The sequence below is a fragment of the Sphingomonas sediminicola genome (assembly GCF_014489515.1).
In the GTDB taxonomy this organism is placed as follows: domain Bacteria; phylum Pseudomonadota; class Alphaproteobacteria; order Sphingomonadales; family Sphingomonadaceae; genus Sphingomicrobium; species Sphingomicrobium sediminicola.
Map to the genome: position 1 here is coordinate 963,701 of NZ_CP060782.1, position 20,922 is coordinate 984,622.

The following is a 20,922-nucleotide window of genomic DNA, read 5'->3' on the forward strand; positions in this document are numbered from 1 at the left end:
CAACAGAGTTAGCTCTCGTTAACCGAAACTTTGAACGTTTCGATCACCGTGACGGTCGTAGAGGCGTGGAATGCGCACCGATTGCCTGAGGATCTTCGAATGATCTCGTCACTCAAGCGCCTTTGGCGCGACCGCCGCGGGAACACTCTGGCTATTGCAGGCGCTGCGCTCCCGCTCGTGCTGGGTTCCGCAGGTCTGGCGAGCGATACGATCCAGTGGACGCTCTGGAAGCGGCAGCTTCAGCGCGCGGCGGATTCCGCTGCTGCAGCGGGCGTCTATGCCATTGCCTCCGGAAAAGCGGTCGGCACCTGCGCGGACATTGCTGGTTCGACCTACGCAAATCCGGTTGCCTACGACCTGAAGAAGAACAATCAGGTCGGCATACCGACAACCTGCACGGTCACGAATCCTCCATCGGTCGGCGGCTACACGGCCGACGCAAATGCCGTCCGGGTCGCGCTCGCAATCCAGAAGAAGCTGAGCTTCTCCGGAATGTTCATGAACGCGGCTCCGACAATCACTGCAACGGCCACGGCGACGATCGTCCCGAGCGGCGACTACTGCGTGAAGAGCCTCGTGAACCTGCCGGTGACCGGAATCGATGCGACGGGCAGCACCGTAGTCAACCTGGGCTGCGGCATGATTACCAATTCGACATCAATGTCGGCCGCCGTTGCCACGGGCAATGCGAGCGTAGCAGCAAGTCCGATCGCGGCAGTTGGAGGCATTCCGGCCAGCGACAACTGGGGCACGGGCACGGTTCTTCAACCATTTACGCTGGCGCAGGATGATCCGTTCGCGAACGTGCCGGCGCCTTCGGCGTCAGATTTCCCGGCGGGCGCCTGTCCGAGCGTTACGGTAAATCCGAACAACAGTGCGACCTTGGACCCTGGCTGCTACAGCAGCTTGAACCTCAAGGGAAATGTGACTCTCAATCCGGGAGTCTACATTCTCGATGCCGGCTCAATCACGACAACCTCGCAAGCCAGCGTCAGCTGCACTGGTTGCACATTTGTTTTGACGAACCGCGACCCCAGCTCCACCGCCACCATCGGCGGCGTGCAAATGAACGGCGGGGCGAACATCAATATCGTGGCACCCACGTCAGGGACTTACAAAGGAATTCTATTCTACCAGGATCGGCGGGCCACGCTAAGTAACTCGCAGACCGTGAACGGTAACAGTGCGTCCAAGTTTGAAGGTGCATTGTACTTCCCGCGGGCGGACCTCACCTTCAACGGCACGTCCGGAATGAATACGAACTGCCTGCAGATCGTGTCCTGGACGGTCAAGTTCACGGGGAATAGCGCAGTTTCGAATACTTGCCCCGCCGGGTCCGGAGCATCCTCCTTCACCGGCAAAAAGATAAGGATGGTCGAATGATCCGCTTCGCACGTCTCGCGCGCGATGACCGCGGCGCCTCGATCATCGAACTTGCGCTTGTCGCACCCATTCTGGCCTCGCTGCTGATCGGCATGGTCGATCTCAGCCGCGCCTATTCCTACAAGCTCAAGCTGGAGCAGGCCGCGCAGCGTGCGATCGAGAAGGTCCAGGCTTACCAGACAAGTACGAGCACCTACGGCACACTGCAGAGTGAGGCTGCCACGGCCGCGGGCGTGCCAACGAGCAATGTCACCATCGACTTTTGGCTCGAGTGCGATGGAGCGCGCGCTTCGAACTACGAGTCGGTCTGCACGAGCGGCCAGACCTACGCCCGCTGGGTGACGGTCTCCGTGCGGGGCACCTTCACGCCAATGTTCCGGTCGAAATATTATCCGCGTGCGAACTCCGACGGGACGTTCACGATCACGGGCAAGACAGGAATGAGGACGCAATGATGAAGTTCTTGCGCCTGAAGCGGGACGACCGCGGTGCCGCTGCCATCGAGATGGCGCTGGCATTGCCCATCCTCGTCTCAATGATCTACGGCCTCTTTCAGGTCGGCCTGCTCTACCAGGCGAATGCCGGCATGCAGCACGCCCTTGGTGAAGGCGCGCGCATGGCAACGCTCTATGAGCGCTACACGGCGAATAACGTGCCGACCGACGCTGCGATCAAGTCGCGGATGACGACGAAGCTGTTCGGCAAGGGAGACGGCGCCTTCACCGTCGCCGATCCGGTTACCGGTGCGGGATACAAGGATTTGTCGATCACCTACACGAAGAAGATGAACTTCATTTTCTTCAACGGCCCGACGGTCACGCTGACCCGCTCGAAGCGCGCTTACACCGTCAGCTGACGGGCTTCGCCCTCGCGGCGAAGAAGGCGTTGATCGCGTCGCGGACTTCCGTCGAGGTCAGACGTTCCGAAAAATGACCGTTCTCGAGCTCCATTCGTTCGAGCAATTCGTCGGTATTCCCGCGCCGAAGTAGGCGCTGCGTCAGGCGGAGCGCTTCCGCCGGCTTGGCTTTCAGCTTTGCCACCAGTTTTTCGGTGATCGATTGCAGCTGACCGGCGGGAGCGACGTGGCTGACCAGGCCGAAGTCAAGCGCTTCCTCCGGTCCAAAGGGCTCGCCGAGCAGCAAGTAGCGCGCCGCCCTCCGACGTCCCGCCAGTCTCGGTAGGATCAGCGAGCTCGCGGCTTCCGGAACCAGACCCAGGTCCACGAACGGCATCAAGAAACGAGTGCCTTCCTCTGCGATGACGAAGTCGCAATGGAACAGCATCGTCGTGCCGATGCCCACCGCATTGCCGTGGACCGCCGCGACGATCGGCACCTGGTTCTTCGCCAGCGCCCGCAGCAGGCGCCAGACAGGAATGTCGGATCCGTCGCGGGGCAGCTCGGCCATGAAATCTCCGAGGTCGTTGCCGGCGGTGAAGTCCTGTCCTTCGCCACGAAGCGTGATCAGGCGAACATTGTCATCGCCAGCGGCGCTTTCGACGGCGTCGGCGAGTGCTGCATACATGGCAACGGTGATCGCGTTGCGCCGATCAGGCCGGGCGAGGATTATCGCGAGGACGTCGCCTTTTCGCTCGACCAGGACGTGCTCGCTCATTGGGCCCTCCCGCGCCGGTCCGAATCGGGTGACGGACCCGACTTCACCGGCTATGCGGCCCCAAATTCACTAAAGCCGGGATTGAAGCAAATCATGAAGTTCTTCGCCGACACCGCCGAGATTGCAGAAATCCGCGACCTTGCAGCCACGGGACTGCTCGACGGCGTGACGACGAACCCGTCGCTCATTCACAAGTCGGGGCGGGACTTCCTGGAAGTTGTGAAGGAAATCGCGGGCGTGGTCGAGGGCCCCGTCTCGGCCGAAGTTGTCGCGCTCGATCATCAGGGGATGATGCGCGAGGCTGAAGTCCTTCGGAAAATCGCGGACAATATCGCGATCAAGGTCCCGCTGACCGAGGACGGTCTCAAGACCTGCAAGGCGCTCACCAGTGATGGGACGATGGTCAACGTCACGCTCTGCTTCTCGGCGGCGCAGGCGCTGCTCGCGGCGAAGGCCGGCGCGACCTTCATTTCTCCATTCGTCGGCCGCCACGACGACGTCGGCTTCGACGGAATGGCGCTGATCGCCGATATCCGGCTGATCTACGACAATTACGATTATGCGACTCAGATTCTGGTCGCGAGCGTTCGTCACCCGATGCACGTTGTCGAAGCGGCAAAGATCGGCGCTGACGTCATGACGGCGCCTCCGAAGATTATCCACCAGCTGTTCAAGCACCCGCTGACCGACAGCGGAATCAAGAGCTTCCTCGCCGACTGGGAAAAGACCGGCCAGAAGATAGGCTAAGCACTGACGGCAAGGCCCGCGCTATGATATCGGCGGCGCGGGAGGTCTTGCCGATGAACGCGCTTCTTCTCATCTCCGCTTTGGCATTTGCTCAGGCGGTTCCGCACGATCACGAGCACCTCCATTCGGAGCAGATCGGCCGAGTTAGCTTCCAGACCAGCTGCAGCCCGCAAGCGCACGCAATCTTCGAGCGCGGCGTAACCTGGCTTCACTCCTTCGAGTACGAGCAGGCGGAAGCCGCGTTCAACGAGGCCGCGGCGGCCGATCCGTCCTGCTCGATCGCGCATTGGGGCGCCGCGATGAGCCTCTACCACCCGCTGTGGGCGCCTCCGACGAAGGCCGAGATGGAGCGGGGCCGTGCTGCAGTCGCCGCGGCACAGGCAACACCGGCAAAGACCGAGCGAGAGCGCGAATATGTCGCCGCGATCGCCAGCTTCTATCGGGATTCAGACAAGCCCGATCACAAGACACGGGCGCTTGCCTACAACGCTGCCATGGCGGAAGTGCATCGGCATTACCCCGCCGACCGCGAGGCGGCAGTCTTCTACGCCCTCTCGCAGATTGCTGCCGGAACGCTGGACAATGATCCCAATTTCACGCGCGAGAAGGATGCTGCGGCGATCCTGAACGCCGTGCTGAAGGAGGAGCCGGACCATCCCGGCGTCGCGCATTACTTGATCCACGGCTTCGACTATCCGCCGCTTGCTGAGTTGGCGGTCCCGGCGGCGAAGAGATACGCGAGCATCGCTCCGGACTCGCCTCACGCGCAGCACATGCCTTCCCATATCTTCACGAGGCTTGGGATGTGGGATGACTCGATTGCGTCGAACCTGAAGTCTGAAGCTGCCGCCCGCGAGCTCATGAAGAAGAAGGGGTTCGTCGGGGCGTCCCGGGAAGAGCTGCACGCGATGGATTATCTAGCCTACGCCTACCTTCAAACGGACCAAGAGGCGAAAGCCCAGCAAGTCCTTGGCGATCTGAGCCGGATGCAGAAGGTCGATGAGCCGATCTTTTCGGTCGCTTACGCCGCGACGGCCATTCCAGTCCGTATCCTGCTCGAGAATCGACGCTGGAAGGAAGCTGCGGCCCTGCAGATACCCGACAACGTCCTAAAGCTTTCTCCGCTCGAGAATTTCCGGTGGGGTCAGGCACATATTCATTTCGGCCGTGCGATTGGTGCGGCTCGAAGCGGAGATGTTGCGCTTGCTCGAGACGAAGTCGGCAAGCTCAAGGCAATCGAGGACACGCTCGTCGTTCCCTCCGGAACCTATGACTGGCGGAAGCAGGTTTCCATTGAGCGCCAGATCGCTGGAGCCTGGACGACATATGCCGACGGCAAAAAGGACGAGGCGCTTTCAGCCATGCGTGCCGCTGCAGACCTCGACGACGCCACCGAAAAGCATCCGGTGACGCCGGGGAACATCCTTCCTGCACGTGAGCAGCTCGGTGAAATGTTGATTGAAGCAGGCCGCCCGGCGGACGCCTTGGTCGAGTATGAGGCGTCGCTGAAGCGCGCTCCGCGCCGCCTTGCCGGTCTTTACGGCGCTGCGCACTCCGCGAAGCTTGCGGGCGATACGGCGAAAGCCAGCCGTTATTACGCCGAGCTTGCGGACGTGACCAAGGGAGGCGAGGGCAAGCGTGCCGAGGTCGTCGAGGCCCGGGAAGCAGCCAAGCTTGCCGCTCGCTGACCTTCAAGGGCGGGTTGTAGGAAATTAACCGTCCCCAGCGTACCATTATGGGTATGGCATCGGTGATCCCCTTCAAGGACCACGCGTTGGCGCGTCTGCGCGCCCGTCTTGGCGCGGTCGAGGAAGCCAATCAGGACCTGATCGCGTTCGCGCGTGGTCATTCGGGCGCCGTTTCCGCGATTCATGAGGCGGTTCTCGCAGCGATCGAAGCGGACAGCGTCGACGATCTTCTTCACGTCGTCACGCAGGAATGGCCGCTGATCCTCGGCATCGATGCTGTGGCGCTAGCCCTGATTGTAGGGGACAAGGCCTTTCGCGCCGATGGCAATGGCATTCATGAGGTAGAGCCACAGCTTCTTCTCCGTTCGATTGAACGGGTCGAGGGCGTCTCGATGCGTAAGGTGGAGCATGGGCATCCCTTGTTCGGCCCTGCCTGCGACCTGATCCGCTCTGAAGCCCTCATCCGCATCGAATGCGACCCGCCGCTTCCGGTCGGTCTGATCGCGCTGGGCCAGCGTTCCGAGCTGGATCTCGATGCGCGTCACGGGTCTGAACTACTGATGTTCCTAGGCCGGAGCCTTGCCGCTATCATCCGCCGGTGGCTGGTGAACCCGGACAATTGACCGATCATCCGGCGCGCGGCCTGGTCGTGCGCTGGGAAGGGTATCTCCTCCACGATCGCAGGCGCTCGCAGCACACCGGCCGCGCCTACGTCGCGACCGCGCATCGGCTGATCGAGTTTCTCGGTACTTACCGCGGCGATGCGATCGGCGAGGGCGATCTGTTGACGATCAATGCTCAGGACCTGCGCGCATTCCTTGCCGAACGCCGCCGACAGGGTTTAGGCGCGTCCTCCACCGCTCGAGAGCTGTCGGCAGTTCGCAACTTCCTGACTTACGCCGCAGAGCAGCAAGGCGAATTGCCGCAACTGCCGCGCACTCGCGCTCCGCGCCGTCCGAGAACCTTGCCTCGCCCGGTCGCACCCGACGAGGCGGTCGCGCTCGCAGAAGATGCATCGGAGGCCGCTTCGGAAGGGTGGATCGGGGCGCGTGACCTCGCGATCCTGCTGCTGCTCTACGGAGCCGGACTCCGTGTGGCCGAGGCGCTTTCGCTTACCGGCGGGGTGCGCCCCATCGGCCAGGCCCTGAGAGTGACCGGCAAGCGGTCCAAGACACGCGTGGTCCCGATCATGCCAGCCATTCGCGAGGCCATTGAGGACTATGTGAGGCAATGCCCTTGGCCAATCGAGCGTGACGCGCCTCTTTTTGTCGGCGCCCGCGGCGGGCCGCTCAATCCTGATCTAGTCCGCCGGGCGGTCGCGGCAGCGCGCAAGCGGCTGGGGCTACCGGACACGCTTACGCCGCACGCCTTGCGCCACAGCTTTGCGACGCATCTCCTCGCACGGGGAGCGGACCTTCGGGCCCTTCAGGAGCTGCTTGGACACGCCAGCCTGTCTTCGACACAGATTTACACTGCCGTTGACGCTGCACGGTTGCTCGACGTCTATCGCCACGCCCATCCGCGCGCTTGAGAGCTAAGTCAGATCGAATCTGTCCTTTCGATCCGACGGGATTGCAATCAGGTACGGATAATATCGATTGGCCGGCTCGGAGACCGGCAGGATCTCCGGGTTCAGGGCATGCTTGAGATAGAAGCGGATCTTTCCGGCCGAAATAAAGGCGGCCCTCCTGCTCGATGGTGCTGCCTCCCATCCGACTGGAACGCTGCGTGTTAGCCGGTTGCGGACGGTAATCAGATTCAGCGCGTAATACGCGGCGTGGCGAAACCAGCGCTTGCGAATTCGAGTATTAGTGCAGGTGTAGACTGAGATCTCGTCGGTTCCGGACCGTGTCGAGCGCATTGAGGGCGAAGCGCTGGACAGCACCTCCATCGACGATGACCGCAAGCCTCAAGCCGCGGATCCGAAACGTTCGATACCCTTGTTCATTCCGGGCGGATCGAGTGTCGTGAGATCGAGGTCGAGAGGTTCCCCAAACCATTCCGCAAGACTGGTATGGTCGGCGAGATCGTCTTCAGTAAGCGGATGGACCAACGCCCGCGAGCCCGACGCGAGGATCAGTTCCCGAACACGTGCAAGCGACTGTCTTCGGAAATGCACTTCGAACTGTGGAAGCGGGTGAGGCCCGGACTTGTCCTGGATGACGCCCACGAAGATTATGTCCGGCTCAGCCTCAAATCGGCCTTTCAGTTCCTCGGCCGTGCTTTGCTGATCCGGCTTGAAGTAGATATGCGCATGATAGGGCGCGTCGTCGGGCAGGTTCATCTCGATCCACCGCCAAGTTGTGAACAATAGCCGGTGCGGCTAGGGCGCAACCATGCTGCTAGCCATCGACGCGGGCAATACGAATGTCGTCTTCGCGCTCGTCGCTGGGCGCGAGATCAAGACGCGTTGGCGGATTGCGACCGACCCCCGGCGGACGGGTGACGAATATGCTGTCTGGCTTCATCAGTTGCTTGAGCTCGAAGGCTATTCGAAGGCTGACGTCACGGCGGCAATAATCGGGACGGTTGTTCCACGAGCGACCCACAATCTCGAGGTTCTCGCCAGCAAGTATTTTGGTGTCGAGGCGCTCATCGCGGGCGAGGGGAGGGCGGCTTGGCCGATTGCGCTCGACGTCGACGAGCCGCAGAACGTCGGTGCCGACCGCGCTCTCAATGCCATTGCCGTACACGACAAATGTCCGGGCGACGTGATTGTCATCGACTTCGGGACGGCCACGACCTTCGACATCGTCGACTATAACGGTGCCTACAAAGGCGGAATCATCGCTCCTGGTATCAACCTGTCTCTGGATGCACTGGTGAACGCTGCGGCCAAGCTTCCCCGCATTGCCATCGAGGTTCCGGCGGATGAGTCTGTCATCGGCCGAACTACGGACAGCCAGATGCTGATAGGCATCTACTGGGGCTATGTCGCGATGATGGAAGGGCTGGTGGAGCGCCTGAAGAGTGAAATCGGGCGGCCGGTAAGAGTCATTGCCACTGGCGGGCTTGCGACGCTGTTCGACAAGCAAACCGATCTCTTCGACGCGGTTGAGCCCGACCTGACCATCCAGGGGTTGAGCCTGCTGCATCAAAAGGTTGCGTCGGCTTAAATGACTCCAGGCGAAGAGCTGTTGTTCTGCGCGCTCGGCGGGTCGGGCGAGATTGGCATGAACGTCAATCTCTACGGTACGCAGGGCCAGTGGCTGATGGTCGATCTCGGCCTGACCTTCGCCGATCCCGATTATCCGGGCATCGACCTCATCTTGCCAGACCTCGATTTCATCGAGGAGCGGCGGGACATGCTGGCCGGCATCGTCCTCACGCACGGTCATGAGGACCATATTGGCGCGATCCCCTATCTCGCGGCCGACTTGAAGGCACCGCTCTACGCGACGCCCTTCACCGCTGGGCTGATCGCCGAAAAGCTGGAGGAAGAGGGCCTCACCGGGCAGGTGAAGCTCAATGTCATTGCCCGCGATGCGAGCTTCGAGATCGGCCCATTCAAGCTGACCTACATCGCGCTCGCTCACTCGATTCCCGAGGGCAACGGGCTGCTGATCGACACTCCGCACGGGCGCATCTTCCACACGGGCGACTGGAAGATCGACGAAACGCCTGTCCTTGGGGAGCCGTCAAGCCATGAGACGCTGGAGCGGGTTGGCGAGGAAGGCATTCTTGCCCTCGTCTGCGATTCCACGAACGTTTTTCAGGACGCTCCGTCGGGGTCCGAGGCAGGCGTGCACGAAGGACTTCGCAACGAGGTTGCCAGAGCGCGGGGACGCGTCGTCATCACCACGTTCGCGTCGAACGCCGCCCGCTTGCAGACGATTGGCCGGGTAGCGAACGAGACCGGCCGAAGAGTCTGCATGGCGGGGCGGTCATTGGACCGCATCGTGCGCGTAGCGAAGGCTACCGGCTATCTTCTCGATTTCCCGGAGATCATCGGGTTCGATGAGGCCATGCGGCTGCCCCGCAAGGAAGTGCTGATCATGGCGACTGGCGGCCAGGGCGAGCAGCGCGCAGCGCTCGGCCGCATTGCCCTCGGCAACCACGATATCAAGCTGACCGAGGGCGACACCGTGATCTTCTCGTCGAAGATCATTCCCGGGAACGAGGCGGCGATCGGCCGCATCATGAATGCGCTTTCCGACCTTGGCGTGATCATCGTCACCGACCGTCAGGCGCATGTGCACGTGTCTGGGCACCCCGGCCGGCCGGAACTGGCGCAGATGTATGACTGGATCCGCCCGGAAATTATCGTCCCGGTCCACGGCGAGCCACGGCACATGGCGGAGCATGCCCGTTTCGCGCTCTCCCATGGAGTACCGAAGGCGGCACTGCAGAAGAATGGCGACGTCGTCCGCCTCGCGCCGGATGGTCCCACAAAATTGAGCGAAGTTCGGGTCGGGCGCCTGGTCCTGGATGGCGACGTAATCCTGCCCGCCGATGGTTCCACTATTACCGAGCGCCGGCGGCTCGGATTCAGCGGATTGATTTCAGTAGCCGTTCCGGTTGGCTCGAATGGCGAGCTTGCCGGGAAGCCAATCATTCGGCCTTTCGGCGTTCCGATCGAGGAAGACCGCGAAGACTTCATCATCGATGCGACGGATTCCGCCGAACGCGCTTTCAATCCGTCGGCATCGGAAGATCAGCTTCGGGAAGCGGTACGGCTCGCGGTGCGCCGATGCGCGACGGCCTGGACTGGCAAGAAACCGGTCGTGGATGTGATGCTGGTGCGTTCCAACTGATGAAGTGGACGTCGATCTCCGCCATCTACTTCCTGTTCTTCGCGGCGAGTGCCTTCTTTCTGCTCCCGTTCGGAGTGAGAACTCACGAAGAGGTGGGAGCGAAGAAAGTGCCGGGGCAGGCGGATAGCGCGCCGCACAAGTTCGATCTCAAACGCCACTTGCTCAAGGCGGCGCTGCTCGCCTTGGTGCTGTTTGGGATCTACTACGTGAACTGGACGTACGGCTGGATCACAGCCGACGATCTGGACTTCTATAACTAAACCAACGGCTTAGCGCTTCTTGTCCACGACCTGCGAAAGCGCTGCGTAAAGCTTGCCGGTGTCCGACGACATGAGCGTCACCGCGATGATTCCGCCGTCCTTGTCGGAGACCACTCGGCGCATCATCGCTTCGAAATCATGCACGTAGCGATTAACCGACTGCTGGAACTCCGCATCCGTTTCGTAATGCGCCCGTATAGAGCGAGTTTCTGAGCCCTCGAGCAAGCGAACCGCCCGACGCGTAAACACCCCGCGGTTGCCCTTGAGGTAGGAATCCCACGCCTTGTCGTCGACCTCGTCGGACAGGATCTTCCCCACGTCGATCGATGCCGAGTGCATGGAGTCGATGAGCATCGCCACGCGCCGCGCAAAGGCCTCGCTGTCCTTCTCGCGCTGCTCCGAACTGATCTGCTCCATATGCTGTTCGAGCGCCGTGGCGCTGCGGCCGAGCGTAAGCATCTGCTCGGTCAGGCGATCGGATGCAGTGCGGGCAGCTTCCACGGCGAGCGCGGCGGTCGTCTGAACGTCGGCGAGCCGCTGTTCGATCTCTTCGTGGATGACCTTTTGAAGTGCATCGCGGGTCGCTTCGGACAGGCTTTGCGCGCTCTGCGGCACCACGCTGGCGATCGCTTCCCGGGCGCGTTCGGCGGCATGCGCAGCGGCTTCCTTCACCTGCACCATCGCATCGATCAAGGCAGGACCGGTTTCCTGGCTCAGGCGCGATGCTTCGGTCTGTGCCTCGGAAATTGACGAAGCAAGCGAAGTCAGACGCTCGCCGGCCGTTCCCACACCTTCGTCGAGAGTCGCGAGCAGGGTCGTGAACCGGTCCTGCTGCTCGGCAATGCTGGTTGCAGACGCCCGAATGCGGTCGCTAGCCTCGATCGCTGCCTCACGCATCCAGTCGAGCTCCGGCCGGATGGTCTCGGTCGCTCGCATCAACCGATTCGCGCCAGCTTCCGCGTCGCTAATTGCCAGCGACAATTGCTCCTTCACGTCGCTGGTCAACTGACCAACGTGGTTCTGCAGGGCGGCCGCTCGTTCGGCTAGCGCTTCGACCGCATTGTCCTGCGCGCCGGTTTCCTGCGAGAGCTGTTGCAACTCGCCGCGCGCACGGCCGATCGACTGGGTGAAAGCGATCGCGCGCTGGTCGCCAGATTCGGCAAGATCGGCGAAGTGACGATCGAGCTCGGCGAGGGCGCGGCTGGTTTCGGCGACGATCCGCCGGGACGAACGCTCCTGCTCGGCGATGCGCGCAGTCAGGCCGTCGATCGCAACGTTGGCGCCGGTGACATTGGTCGCCAGCGCCTCTGCCGCTTCGGCACCGGTGCGACCGATACCGGCAGAAGACTGCTCGACAAGCGAGGCAACGGCGGCAGCCTGGGCATCGATCCCTGAACGAATCTGCTCGAGGGTCGCAGCGGCTCGGCTCATCAGGTCGTCGGCCGTGGTCGACAGCTTTATATTGGCTTCTCCGATCGAAGCTGAAGCAGCGGAGCCGGAGCTTTCGACGCGACCCAGATGCTCGGTGAGGCGTTGCACCGCGGTCGCGACAATTTCCTCAGCGGCCTTCGTGCTCTCCGAGAGCGTCGAAACTTGCTCGGCGTAGGTCGCAGCGTGCTGCTGCGCTTCGGAACCGGCGGCCCGCAATTGCTCGGCCATGCTCAAGGCGGTGGCTTCGGCCCGCGGCAAATCGTCGAGCAACACGGCAATGTCGTTCCGGGCGGACTCCGCTGCGCGATCAAGGGCGACGCCCTGTTTCGTCAGCTTGTCTGTGCTCGAATCCAGTTCGCGCGTAATTCCGCCAAGCTTGCCCGTGGTCTCGTCGCCAAGCTGCATGAGGTGCTGGGCCATCATCGTCAATTCGGTCCGGCTGTCCTGGATCCGTTGTGTCAGGACCGCGAGGAGACCTTCCAGCGACCGCGCCTCGGCCCGCATTTCGATGACCGATCGGGTGAATCGCTCGGCTTCCTTCCGCCGGGTGCGGCCGAACATGATCCAGACGAGACCCAGCAGCGCCAGCGGCCCAGCAGCGAGCGCCAGCCATTGGGCAATGGCTGGAGACGAAAGCGGCTGGCCGGACAACGCCTTGCCCGCTGCCCATGCAATGTAGCCGAGCCATAGTGCCGCGAGTATGACCAGCGCGCTGCCGAGGACCTGACGACCACCCGCTCCGCGAAACTCGGATTGAGCTTCCGATTCCCTCCAGGTGTAGGGGTCGAACGCGCCCGAGATCTCCGGCTCGGCGGGCGGATCGACGTAATCCTTAAGGGTTGTGGTCGTTTCGGCGCGCTGCGGGCTCGGGTTCATACAAGCAGTTTATCATCTTTGTCCCGGCGCGAAAGCCGTTACAGATGCGGTTCGGCGCTGCATTCCTGGATGCTGGCGACGGAAAGACGGGGAGGGGACGTTTGGCGCTCGGCGCTTTGATCGGAGCTTATCAGGAAGATGATTCCGGCGGTCTCACCGCTTTGCTTCCGCTCGCCGGCCGAACACTCGTCGAATATCAGGTCCGTTGCGCCGCCGCCGCCGGGGCATCTCCGATCGTCGTTCTCGTCGAGCGCATACCGGCCGCGTTGAATCAGGCGTTCGAGCGCCTGCGGCAGGAGGGCCTCAACCTCATCCTCGTCAGCGATGCCAATGAGGCGGCGACCAGGTTCGAGGCTGGCGAGCTGATCCTGGTGGTCGGCGACGGTGTTGCTCCGCCTCTCGACCTCCTGTCCGGCCTCGCTGACGAGGCGGATCCCTTGGTGTTCACGGTGCCCGACGATGCAGAGCATGAAGCGAATGAACGCATCGACGGCGTCAGCCGCTGGAGCGGAATCGCGCTTGTAGATGGACGCACGCTCGGTTCGACCGCGGCCGTTCTGGGCGACTGGGATTTACCGTCGACCTTGCTGCGGCGAACCCTTCAGGCCGGCGCCCGCCAGGCGCCCGTGCCGCCCGAAAGGGAGCCGCTGCTGGTCCATAACCCCGGCGATCTCCAGCTTTTCGAGCGCTCGCTGATCGCAAATAGCCGGTCGGAGCGGACAGACCTGGCTAGCAAGTATATCCTTCCGCTCGTCGAAGATTTCGCGACGGAGAAGCTGATGGAGACGGCGGTCCGTCCCACCTGGCTCCTTCACCTTACGCTCGGCCTAACTCTGGCGGCCGCCTTTTCATTCACACGCGGCTGGTTGTGGGCCGGCGTCGTCATGCTCCTGCTGTCGACACCGCTGGACCTGGTTGCGCGGAGGCTCGGGATGCTTCGTCTTCGACCGATTCCGCCCAACAATTTTTCCCAGCTGCTGTTGTGGCCCGCGGCAGGCCTGGCCCTTGTGGCGTTGAGCTGGTGGGAAGCCCGGCATGGAGGGGCTGGGGAGCCCTTGTTTGCGCGATCTGTGGGGCCGCGTTTGGGCAGGCGTACCAACTAGAACGAGCCCATACGAACGTCACGCTCCCGCCGTGGCTCGTATCACGCCGCAATTCGATCTTTCTTTTGCTCCCGTTCGCGATCGGAAATGCCTGGACCGGCTTTCTGATCGCGGTCCTCGCCTACGCCGCTATCTCCTTATTCTTTGTCCAATATTTGGTGCACCGAATACGCACAGAATTGACGCCACATTAACCTCAATCGGATAATGCAAATCCAATGGCGGCAGATGAATGGCCAGTCGAGGCTCCGTCTGAGGATGACGGAGGTTATCCTGCACGACCCGCGGGCCGACGGCGCTTGCCTACCGTCCGCAAGGATTTTTTCCTCGATCCGCGAGACCGCCTGACCGAACAGGAGCGGGCGCTCATGACGGCAATGCTTGCCGAATTGCTCGGCACGATCGCCGATGAAATTCGCGCAGCGCTTCCGGCGAACCTGGTTCCGGCGAATGACGAAGACAGTCAGCAATTGCTGCGTGAGCTGAGCTCGGCCGGCTTGCTCGATCATGCCGATCTGATCGCTCTCTTGCTCCGTCGTGCTGATGAGGAGCGGATCGCCAACGCCATTCGCGCCCGCTCGAACCCGCGCGGCGGATTCCTGCAGGCTCTGATTGCGGACGAGGACGAGACGATCTCCGCGGCAGCAATGGCGCTGATCCTGTCCCGCGGCCGCCGCCGTGACAGGCTTGGTCAGCCTCGCATCGAGTTCGAGGACCTGCCGGTATCGCTCGCGCGAACGCTTGCTTATTCGGTGGCTGCGGCCCTTCGCCAGCATGTCCCGGGTCTCGCAGCCAAGGACGGACATTTGCCCTTTGGCAAAGCGGCGGCGGTGCTCGTGCAATCGCGGGCGGAAGCCAAGGCGATCGACCGGCTGACTTCGTCGCTCGTAAAGATTCTCAATCAGGCCGGCCTTCTCGACGAGCGCCTGTTGGAGGCCGCTGCGGACGAAGGCGACGTCGCTTTCCTCGCGAACGCCCTGGGAGAGCGGGCGGGAATCGGTGGGAGCGGCGCGTGGGATTATCTCGCCGATGGCGACGATGGCCGGCTCGTCCTCCTGCTGAGGCTCTCGGGAGTCTCGAGAGAGTTTGCAGCCAGGCTTCTCGCACTTCTCGGCGACCTCGTCGGGATTGCGGACCTTGGCACCGAGATTGGGCGCTTCGATGCACTGGACGAGGCGCAAGCGCGATCGGTTAACGAGTGGTTGATTCTGGATCAGGGGTATCGCGCAGCACTGCGGACCTTGGAGGGCGGCGGTGGCGACGGCACCCTCTGATCGCGGCCCAGTGAACGGGCGGCTTGACGCGATGGACCGGCTGATCTCCGCCGATCCGGATCTCGTTGCGCTGCAAACGGAGGCGGGATCGCACATCGGGTCGCAGCTTGCGCTGCCGCAGATCCTCTCGATTGCCCGGCTCTCCCGGAAGCTCGGCGTGCCGATCTATCGCAACGCCATTGCGGCCGGCGCGGATCATGATGTCGAGCTGTGGGTCCGGGCTTCTCCCGATGGCGATGAGATCGCTCTGACGCTGGAGCGCTGGATCTACCGTCCAGCCGCATCGCCGCGTCTCAACACTTTGGTCCCGCATGAGCAGCAGATCGATTTGGGAAGCGCACCGGAGGAATGGGCGGCAAACGAAGACCTCTCGATCGTTTCGATCTCCTCCGGGTTGGCGGAAAAGCTCGGCACGACGCCCGAGGAAGCGATCGGCAAGCCGCTGACACGTTTCCTGAAGCTCGAAGAAAATGAAGACGGAGAGCTGCCGCTTCTGGTCGCCGCGACTTCACGAAATGAGTTCGATGGTCAGCGGGCTCGGCCTCGTAGAGGCAGTGAGGAGGTCCTGATTCTTCGTGGGACGCCGGTGTTGTCACAGGACGGCCGGTTCGCCGGCTTTCAGGGGAAGCGATCGGTGAATCCGGAGCGTCCCAGGCAATGCCGGGCGACATGACTGCCCAGCTCGACCAGATCATCGACGAAGCGCTGCGCTCGCCGCTGGACCGCATCATCGAAAGCGCGGACCGGATCGTCCAACAGTCCGACGGACCGCTGCGCACCGACTATGCCGATTATGCGAGCGACATCGCGGCCGCCGCGCGGCATCTCCTCTCCGTCATCCGATCGATGAACAATGAGGGTGAGCAGGACCAGGATCGCGTCGACCTGGTCGCTTTGGCGACGGAAGCGATTGGGCTCTTGGAATCCACTGCCCGAAATCAAAAAGTCACAATCGTTTCGGAACCGAGCCGCCAGGTCTCCGCGCATGGCGATGCTCGCGGTGTGATCCAGATCCTAGTGAACCTTTTGGGCAATGCGGTCCGTCACTCACCGCCGGGTGGGACGGTCACCATTACTTTCGATCGAACGGATGGATTCGCCCGCGCACACGTCGCCGATCAAGGACCCGGAATCGCCGCGGAGGACCAGCAGCGCATTTTCGAGCGGTTCGAGCGCGCGAAGGGTGCAGAAGGCGGCACCGGTCTCGGCCTGGCGATTGCTCGCCGGCTCGCTCACTCCATGGGTGGCGACATCAGCTTGGTCAGTGAGCCGGGGCAGGGCGCGCGCTTCACGCTTTCCCTGCCGTCAGCCTGACCCCTTAGCGCTCGTTGCAGGGGACATAGTCCCGCTGCGTTGCGCCGGTGTAGAGCTGGCGCGGGCGGCCGATCTTCTGCTCGGGATCGGAAATCATTTCGTTCCACTGGGCGACCCAGCCGACGGTCCGGGCGAGCGCGAACAATGCCGTGAACATGTCGGTCGGGAAGCCGATCGCGTTGAGGATCACGCCCGAATAGAAATCCACGTTCGGGTAGAGCTTCTTCTCGATGAAATATTCGTCGTTGAGCGCAATATGTTCAAGCTCTTGGGCAACGTCGAGGACCGGATCGGAGATGTTGAGTTCCTTGAGGACCTCCTCCGCCGTCTCCTTCATGACCTTCGCGCGCGGGTCGAAGTTCTTGTAGACGCGGTGGCCGAAGCCCATCAGCCGGAACGGATCGTCCTTGTCCTTGGCCCGGGCGATATATTCCGGGATCCGCTTCACGTCGCCAATCTCGCGCAGCATGTTCAAGGCTGCTTCATTGGCTCCGCCATGCGCCGGGCCCCACAGGCAGGCGATGCCCGCGGCAATGCACGCAAACGGGTTTGCTCCCGACGATCCGGCGAGGCGGACGGTCGAGGTCGACGCATTCTGCTCGTGGTCGGCGTGGAGGATGAAGATCCGGCGCATCGCATTCTCGATGATCGGATTGACCTCGTATGGCTCGGCAGGGACGCCGAACGTCATGCGCAGGAAATTGCCGGTGTAGGACAAGGAGTTGTCCGGGTAGAGGAACGGCTGGCCGATGGAATACTTGAAGGCCATCGCCGCGATCGTCGGCATCTTCGCAATCAGTCGGTGCGAGGCGATCATCCGCTGCTGCGGATCGGTGATGTCCGTGCTGTCGTGATAGAAGGCCGAAAGCGCGCCGACGACCCCGCACATGATCGCCATCGGATGCGCGTCACGGCGGAAGCCGCGATAAAACGTCGCCAGCTGCTCGTGCAGCATGGTGTGGCGGCTGATCGTGTAGACGAAGGTGTCCAGCTCGTCCTTCTTCGGAAGCTCGCCATGAAGGAGCAGGTAGGCGACCTCCATGAAGGTCGACTTCTCGGCCAGCTGATCGATCGGATAGCCGCGGTGGAGGAGGACACCCTTCTCGCCGTCGATATAGGTAATCGCGCTCTGGCAACTCCCGGTCGACGTAAAGCCGGGATCGTAGGTGAACATGCCCGTCTGGCCGTAGAGCTTGCGGATGTCGATGACGTCAGGCCCGACCGTGCCTTCCAGCACCGGATAGTTGAAGTCTCCGGCGGAGGTCTTCAGGGTTACGGACGTATCGCTCATTCGTTCGGCTCCAATATTTGATCTTCAATTCGCGCCAGGCTTTCGCCCTTACCGAGCAGCGCCAGCACGTCAAAAATTCCCGGGCTTGTGGTCCGGCCGGTCAACGCGGCACGCAGCGGCTGGGCAAGCTTTCCGAGCTTCACGCCCTGCGCTTCAGCCACCTCGCGCACAGACTGCTCGAGCGCGTCATGGTTCCATTCGACGGTTCCGAGCGCCTTGTGCGCGTGCGTAAGAAGCGCGCGGCTTTCCGGCGTCAGCAATGCGGACGCGGCCTCGTCGACGTCGAGGGGTCGCCTTGAAAAAAGGAAACGGGCGCCTTCCGCGAGCTGGTTCAGGTCGTGCGCTCGCGCCTTCAGCTCCGGCATTGCGCGCTGGAGAAGGCCCTTCTGCCCGGCGTCTAGGCCGAGCTTGGGAGCGACGAGCTCAGCGAGCCGCGCATCGTCCGCCTCGCGTATGTAGTGCCCGTTGAGGTTCTCGAGCTTCTTGAAGTCGAATCGCGACGGCGACTTGCCAACGTGGGCGAGGTCGAACCATTCGATCGCCTGCTCGCGGCTGATGATCTCGTCGTCACCATGGCCCCAGCCGAGGCGGAGCAGGTAATTTGATACCGCTTCCGGGAGCAGGCCCAGTTCGTCCCGGTAGGCGTCGACTCCCAAGGCGCCGTGACGCTTCGAAAGCTTCGCTCCGTCCTGACCGTGGATCAGCGGGACGTGTGCGTAGATCGGCTCGGGCCAACCCATCGCGCGGATGATGGCGAGCTGACGGAAAGCGTTATTGAGGTGATCGTCGCCGCGGATGACGTGGGTAACGCCCATGTCATGGTCGTCGACAACGACGGCCAGCATGTAGGTGGGTGTTCCGTCGGAACGGAGCAGGACGAAATCGTCGAGCTCCACATTCTGCACTGCAACACGGCCCTGGACCTTGTCCTCGATCACCGTCTCGCCGTCTCGAGGCGCCTTAAGGCGGATGACAAAGGGCTTGTCGCCCTGATCGTCGGTCACGTCGCGCCATGGACTTTCGATGCGGAAAGGACGGCGCTCCGCCTGTGCTTTCTCGCGCTGAGCTGCGAGCTCCTCCTGCGTCATGTAGCAGCGATAGGCATGCCCGCGCTCAAGAAGCTTGTGGGCGACCTCGGCATGGCGAGACCAGAACTGCGACTGGTAATATTCGTGGCCGTCCCAATCGAGGTCCAGCCAGCGCATCCCGTCCAGGATCGCGTCGATCGCCTCCGTGGTCGAACGCGCCTTGTCCGTATCTTCGATGCGCAACAGGAACTTGCCGCCGTGATGGCGGGCAAAGAGCCAGTTAAACAATGCGGTGCGCGCTCCGCCGATGTGCAGGAAGCCGGTCGGCGACGGGGCAAAGCGGGTGACTACAGAACTGCTTGCGCTCAAGCGCGCTTTCCTCTTTTTTCAATTGTGCAATGCAACGGACGAGCGCCCCTAACATAGCGGGTGCGCTTCTTCCACAGCGCGCTCGGGCTATTGGACGGTACGTTTTCACGCAACGCGCGATGCTCGCATTAGACGAATTAGCGAGGACGGGCGCGAATATCGGCTTCTGGCAATGCGCTCGATGGCGCGGATCGACTGGCAGTCGCTCGTGAAAGCCTGTGCGGATGCCGACATCGTGGTGTCCGAGCGCTGGTTAGCCAAGGCCTGTGCACCCCGTTGGCTTAAGCTAGACCGCAAGGCGCTCGAGCAAACTGGCGGCGTCGCTATCCGCCTTGGGCAATACTCTCGCGTTGACAAGGTGTCCGAACATCTTGGCCGACATCCGTGGGCACTGACGCCGAAAGGAAAATCGGCTATGCCGCTTGGCCTCGTAAAGGGGAGACGGTGAATGCCTCAGTATGTAATTGAGCGGGACATGCCCGGCGTTGGGTCACTCGGGCAAAATGAACTCAAGGGCGCATCGCAGACCAGCTGTTCAGTGCTTCGTGAGCTTGGGCCGGAAATCCAGTGGGTGCAGAGCTACGTGACCGACGACAAGATCTACTGCATCTATCGGGCGCCCAACGAAGACATCATTCGCGAGCATGCTCAGCGTGGCGGCTTCCCGGCGAACAAGATCAGCCAGGTAAGGAACATGATCGATCCGACTACGGCGGAGTAGGGCGTCCTTACTCTTCCGCGGATTGCCAGACGGCGAGCTCGCTTCCTGACGGGTCGATGAAGTGAAATCGACGGCCGCCCGGGAACGAGAAAATCGGCTTCGCGATGATTCCGCCGGCTTTGGTGACAGCGTCGAACACTGCTTCGAGATCGTTGACGCGGATGACGGGGAGTGGCGCAGCAAGCGCTTCCTCCCGCTGCCCGTTCAACCCGACGTCTACGTCGCCAGTTGTCATCGCCGAATAGTCAGGGCCGAAATCGGTGAAGCTCCAGCCGAACGCCCTGGAGTAGAAGCCCCGCGTCAGCTCGTGCGCGGTCACGCTCGGCAATTCGACATAATCGATGCGTGGTCCGGCCATTCTCAATAGCGACGGATCAGGCCCGCCAGGCGACCCTGGATTGCGACACGGCTCTCGTCGTAACGCTGAGCCTCGTAGCGGGCGTTCGCCGGATCCAGTCGGACGGTCCTTCCTTCGCGCCGATAAGTTTTCAGCGTGGCTTCTTCATTGTCGATCAGCGCCACCACGATCTCACCATCACGTGCCGTGTCGGCCTTGCGGATGAGGGCGAAGTCGCCGTCGAGAATGCCTTCCTCGACCATCGAGTCACCGGAAACCTCGAGCGCATAATGTTCCCCCGGGCCGAGCAAGGCAGCGGGAACGGCAAATCCGTCCGTGCCCTGCAAGGCCTCGATTGGCGTTCCGGCAGCAATGCGGCCATGCAAGGGAATTTCGATCGTGTCGTTCGCCGCGGCGGGAACGACCGGACGCGGCACTGCGGGAGCAGGAGCAGCGGATTCCGGAAGCTTCAGCACCTCGAGCGCCCTCGCCCGATTGGGCAGCCGCCGAATGAATCCACGCTCCTCCAGCGCAGAGATCAGCCGATGCACGCCCGACTTGGACTTGAGGTCCAGCGCCTCGCGCATTTCATCGAAGCTTGGCGAAACCCCTGATTCATTCAGCCGCTGGTTGATGAACAGGAGCAATTCGTGCTGCTTGGCGGTGAGCATGTTGCTGCCAATCCCCCGTTAGAACATACGGGGAACGTGTAGGCAACAAAATGCCGCCAGTC

The 20,922-nt window shown here is 62.3% G+C and carries 23 protein-coding genes; 15 read left to right on the top strand and 8 right to left on the bottom strand.

Annotated features, from left to right (window positions below; genetic code table 11):
• Nucleotides 1–99 precede the first annotated feature (99 nt).
• From H9L14_RS05235 to H9L14_RS05245, 3 genes are read left to right on the top strand one after another with little or no spacing between them, the layout of a single operon-like run.
• A complete protein-coding gene (locus tag H9L14_RS05235) occupies nt 100–1,383 on the top strand; it encodes a pilus assembly protein TadG-related protein (protein ID WP_187709492.1) in 1,284 nt (427 codons plus the stop codon).
• Nucleotides 1,380–1,838, top strand: a complete 459-nt coding sequence (locus H9L14_RS05240) for a TadE/TadG family type IV pilus assembly protein (RefSeq protein WP_187709493.1) — start codon at nt 1,380–1,382, stop codon at nt 1,836–1,838. The genes H9L14_RS05235 and H9L14_RS05240 overlap by 4 nt, the downstream gene beginning before the upstream one ends.
• Complete coding sequence (locus tag H9L14_RS05245; protein ID WP_187709494.1) at nt 1,835–2,239, top strand: TadE/TadG family type IV pilus assembly protein; 405 nt, start codon at nt 1,835–1,837, stop codon at nt 2,237–2,239. Before H9L14_RS05240 ends, H9L14_RS05245 begins: the two co-directional genes overlap by 4 nt.
• Here the strand turns inward: H9L14_RS05245 and H9L14_RS05250 are convergent.
• On the bottom strand, nt 2,232–2,996 hold the full coding sequence (locus H9L14_RS05250; protein ID WP_187709495.1) for an enoyl-CoA hydratase-related protein: 765 nt from the start codon (nt 2,994–2,996) through the stop codon (nt 2,232–2,234). The genes H9L14_RS05245 and H9L14_RS05250 overlap by 8 nt on opposite strands.
• Nucleotides 2,997–3,089: 93 nt before the next feature.
• Between H9L14_RS05250 and fsa the strand changes: the two genes are divergently transcribed.
• From fsa to H9L14_RS05270, 4 genes are read left to right on the top strand one after another with little or no spacing between them, the layout of a single operon-like run.
• Nucleotides 3,090–3,743: a fructose-6-phosphate aldolase gene (gene fsa / locus H9L14_RS05255; protein ID WP_187709496.1), complete on the top strand. Its 654-nt coding sequence runs from the start codon at nt 3,090–3,092 to the stop codon at nt 3,741–3,743.
• 53 nt (nt 3,744–3,796) lie between these two features.
• Nucleotides 3,797–5,431 carry a tetratricopeptide repeat protein gene (locus H9L14_RS05260; RefSeq protein ID WP_187709497.1) on the top strand — a complete coding sequence of 545 codons (1,635 nt, stop codon included), beginning with the start codon at nt 3,797–3,799 and terminating at the stop codon, nt 5,429–5,431.
• A 53-nt stretch (nt 5,432–5,484) separates the two neighbouring features.
• The gene (locus H9L14_RS05265; RefSeq protein WP_187709498.1) at nt 5,485–6,054 is read left to right on the top strand and encodes a DUF484 family protein; all 570 of its coding nucleotides are present in this window, start codon (nt 5,485–5,487) and stop codon (nt 6,052–6,054) included.
• Nucleotides 6,030–6,962, top strand: coding sequence for a tyrosine recombinase XerC (locus tag H9L14_RS05270; protein WP_246444490.1), 933 nt, complete (start codon nt 6,030–6,032; stop codon nt 6,960–6,962). The genes H9L14_RS05265 and H9L14_RS05270 overlap by 25 nt, the downstream gene beginning before the upstream one ends.
• 3 nt (nt 6,963–6,965) lie before the next feature.
• Here H9L14_RS05270 and H9L14_RS05275 read toward each other — a convergent pair whose 3' ends face one another.
• Both H9L14_RS05275 and H9L14_RS05280 read right to left on the bottom strand, forming a co-directional pair.
• Nucleotides 6,966–7,292 (bottom strand): hypothetical protein, encoded by a 327-nt coding sequence (locus H9L14_RS05275; protein WP_187709499.1) that lies wholly within the window; start codon nt 7,290–7,292, stop codon nt 6,966–6,968.
• A gap of 48 nt (nt 7,293–7,340) precedes the next feature.
• Complete coding sequence (locus H9L14_RS05280) at nt 7,341–7,715, bottom strand: DOPA 4,5-dioxygenase family protein (protein WP_187709500.1); 375 nt, start codon at nt 7,713–7,715, stop codon at nt 7,341–7,343.
• A gap of 52 nt (nt 7,716–7,767) precedes the next feature.
• On the opposite strand from H9L14_RS05280, the gene H9L14_RS05285 reads away from it, so the two are divergent.
• The 3 genes from H9L14_RS05285 to H9L14_RS05295 are packed head-to-tail and all read left to right on the top strand — an operon-like array spanning nt 7,768 to nt 10,445.
• Nucleotides 7,768–8,547 carry a type III pantothenate kinase gene (locus tag H9L14_RS05285; protein WP_187709501.1) on the top strand — a complete coding sequence of 260 codons (780 nt, stop codon included), beginning with the start codon at nt 7,768–7,770 and terminating at the stop codon, nt 8,545–8,547.
• The gene (locus tag H9L14_RS05290; protein ID WP_187709502.1) at nt 8,548–10,185 is read left to right on the top strand and encodes a ribonuclease J; all 1,638 of its coding nucleotides are present in this window, start codon (nt 8,548–8,550) and stop codon (nt 10,183–10,185) included. It begins immediately after the preceding gene.
• The gene (locus H9L14_RS05295; protein WP_187709503.1) at nt 10,185–10,445 is read left to right on the top strand and encodes a DUF1467 family protein; all 261 of its coding nucleotides are present in this window, start codon (nt 10,185–10,187) and stop codon (nt 10,443–10,445) included. Before H9L14_RS05290 ends, H9L14_RS05295 begins: the two co-directional genes overlap by 1 nt.
• A gap of 9 nt (nt 10,446–10,454) precedes the next feature.
• Here the strand turns inward: H9L14_RS05295 and H9L14_RS05300 are convergent, their stop codons facing one another.
• Entirely contained in the window at nt 10,455–12,752 is a 2,298-nt protein-coding gene (locus tag H9L14_RS05300) for a coiled-coil domain-containing protein (protein WP_187709504.1), read from the bottom strand.
• A gap of 44 nt (nt 12,753–12,796) precedes the next feature.
• Here H9L14_RS05300 and H9L14_RS05305 point away from each other — a divergent pair, with 44 nt between their 5' ends.
• The 4 genes from H9L14_RS05305 (at nt 12,797) to H9L14_RS05320 (ending at nt 16,443) form a co-directional block, all read left to right on the top strand.
• Nucleotides 12,797–13,855: a hypothetical protein gene (locus H9L14_RS05305; protein ID WP_187709505.1), complete on the top strand. Its 1,059-nt coding sequence runs from the start codon at nt 12,797–12,799 to the stop codon at nt 13,853–13,855.
• Nucleotides 13,856–14,073: 218 nt separating this feature from the next.
• The gene (locus tag H9L14_RS05310) at nt 14,074–15,129 is read left to right on the top strand and encodes a DUF2336 domain-containing protein (protein ID WP_187709506.1); all 1,056 of its coding nucleotides are present in this window, start codon (nt 14,074–14,076) and stop codon (nt 15,127–15,129) included.
• Nucleotides 15,110–15,802: a PAS domain-containing protein gene (locus H9L14_RS05315; protein ID WP_222949932.1), complete on the top strand. Its 693-nt coding sequence runs from the start codon at nt 15,110–15,112 to the stop codon at nt 15,800–15,802. Before H9L14_RS05310 ends, H9L14_RS05315 begins: the two co-directional genes overlap by 20 nt.
• Nucleotides 15,787–16,443, top strand: a complete 657-nt coding sequence (locus H9L14_RS05320) for a sensor histidine kinase (RefSeq protein ID WP_187709508.1) — start codon at nt 15,787–15,789, stop codon at nt 16,441–16,443. The genes H9L14_RS05315 and H9L14_RS05320 overlap by 16 nt, the downstream gene beginning before the upstream one ends.
• Before the next feature lie 4 nt (nt 16,444–16,447).
• On the opposite strand, the gene H9L14_RS05325 is transcribed toward H9L14_RS05320, so the two are convergent.
• Both H9L14_RS05325 and gltX read right to left on the bottom strand, forming a co-directional pair.
• The gene (locus tag H9L14_RS05325; protein ID WP_187709509.1) at nt 16,448–17,734 is read right to left on the bottom strand and encodes a citrate synthase; all 1,287 of its coding nucleotides are present in this window, start codon (nt 17,732–17,734) and stop codon (nt 16,448–16,450) included.
• The gene (gene gltX, locus H9L14_RS05330; protein ID WP_187709510.1) at nt 17,731–19,131 is read right to left on the bottom strand and encodes a glutamate--tRNA ligase; all 1,401 of its coding nucleotides are present in this window, start codon (nt 19,129–19,131) and stop codon (nt 17,731–17,733) included. The genes H9L14_RS05325 and gltX overlap by 4 nt, the downstream gene beginning before the upstream one ends.
• A gap of 448 nt (nt 19,132–19,579) precedes the next feature.
• Here gltX and H9L14_RS05340 point away from each other — a divergent pair, with 448 nt between their 5' ends.
• The gene (locus H9L14_RS05340) at nt 19,580–19,852 is read left to right on the top strand and encodes a DUF4242 domain-containing protein (RefSeq protein WP_187709512.1); all 273 of its coding nucleotides are present in this window, start codon (nt 19,580–19,582) and stop codon (nt 19,850–19,852) included.
• A gap of 7 nt (nt 19,853–19,859) precedes the next feature.
• Here H9L14_RS05340 and H9L14_RS05345 read toward each other — a convergent pair whose 3' ends face one another.
• Nucleotides 19,860–20,210, bottom strand: a complete 351-nt coding sequence (locus tag H9L14_RS05345; RefSeq protein ID WP_222949933.1) for a VOC family protein — start codon at nt 20,208–20,210, stop codon at nt 19,860–19,862.
• A gap of 2 nt (nt 20,211–20,212) precedes the next feature.
• On the bottom strand, nt 20,213–20,860 hold the full coding sequence (gene lexA, locus H9L14_RS05350; RefSeq protein ID WP_187709514.1) for a transcriptional repressor LexA: 648 nt from the start codon (nt 20,858–20,860) through the stop codon (nt 20,213–20,215).
• Between the last annotated feature and the right edge of the window lie 62 nt (nt 20,861–20,922).

Coding starts and splice junctions, on each gene's coding strand:
- H9L14_RS05265 (WP_187709498.1), top strand. CDS start 5,485: ATGGCATCGGTGATCCCCTTCAAGGACCACGCGTTGGCGCGTCTGCGC.
- H9L14_RS05295 (WP_187709503.1), top strand. CDS start 10,185: ATGAAGTGGACGTCGATCTCCGCCATCTACTTCCTGTTCTTCGCGGCG.
- H9L14_RS05245 (WP_187709494.1), top strand. CDS start 1,835: ATGATGAAGTTCTTGCGCCTGAAGCGGGACGACCGCGGTGCCGCTGCC.
- H9L14_RS05300 (WP_187709504.1), bottom strand. CDS start 12,752: ATGAACCCGAGCCCGCAGCGCGCCGAAACGACCACAACCCTTAAGGAT.
- H9L14_RS05320 (WP_187709508.1), top strand. CDS start 15,787: ATGCCGGGCGACATGACTGCCCAGCTCGACCAGATCATCGACGAAGCG.
- H9L14_RS05325 (WP_187709509.1), bottom strand. CDS start 17,734: ATGAGCGATACGTCCGTAACCCTGAAGACCTCCGCCGGAGACTTCAAC.
- H9L14_RS05305 (WP_187709505.1), top strand. CDS start 12,797: ATGCGGTTCGGCGCTGCATTCCTGGATGCTGGCGACGGAAAGACGGGG.
- H9L14_RS05240 (WP_187709493.1), top strand. CDS start 1,380: ATGATCCGCTTCGCACGTCTCGCGCGCGATGACCGCGGCGCCTCGATC.
- H9L14_RS05260 (WP_187709497.1), top strand. CDS start 3,797: ATGAACGCGCTTCTTCTCATCTCCGCTTTGGCATTTGCTCAGGCGGTT.
- H9L14_RS05340 (WP_187709512.1), top strand. CDS start 19,580: ATGCCTCAGTATGTAATTGAGCGGGACATGCCCGGCGTTGGGTCACTC.
- fsa (WP_187709496.1), top strand. CDS start 3,090: ATGAAGTTCTTCGCCGACACCGCCGAGATTGCAGAAATCCGCGACCTT.
- lexA (WP_187709514.1), bottom strand. CDS start 20,860: ATGCTCACCGCCAAGCAGCACGAATTGCTCCTGTTCATCAACCAGCGG.
- H9L14_RS05285 (WP_187709501.1), top strand. CDS start 7,768: ATGCTGCTAGCCATCGACGCGGGCAATACGAATGTCGTCTTCGCGCTC.
- H9L14_RS05280 (WP_187709500.1), bottom strand. CDS start 7,715: ATGAACCTGCCCGACGACGCGCCCTATCATGCGCATATCTACTTCAAG.
- H9L14_RS05290 (WP_187709502.1), top strand. CDS start 8,548: ATGACTCCAGGCGAAGAGCTGTTGTTCTGCGCGCTCGGCGGGTCGGGC.
- H9L14_RS05235 (WP_187709492.1), top strand. CDS start 100: ATGATCTCGTCACTCAAGCGCCTTTGGCGCGACCGCCGCGGGAACACT.
- H9L14_RS05275 (WP_187709499.1), bottom strand. CDS start 7,292: ATGCGCTCGACACGGTCCGGAACCGACGAGATCTCAGTCTACACCTGC.
- H9L14_RS05345 (WP_222949933.1), bottom strand. CDS start 20,210: ATGGCCGGACCACGCATCGATTATGTCGAATTGCCGAGCGTGACCGCG.
- H9L14_RS05310 (WP_187709506.1), top strand. CDS start 14,074: ATGGCGGCAGATGAATGGCCAGTCGAGGCTCCGTCTGAGGATGACGGA.
- H9L14_RS05250 (WP_187709495.1), bottom strand. CDS start 2,996: ATGAGCGAGCACGTCCTGGTCGAGCGAAAAGGCGACGTCCTCGCGATA.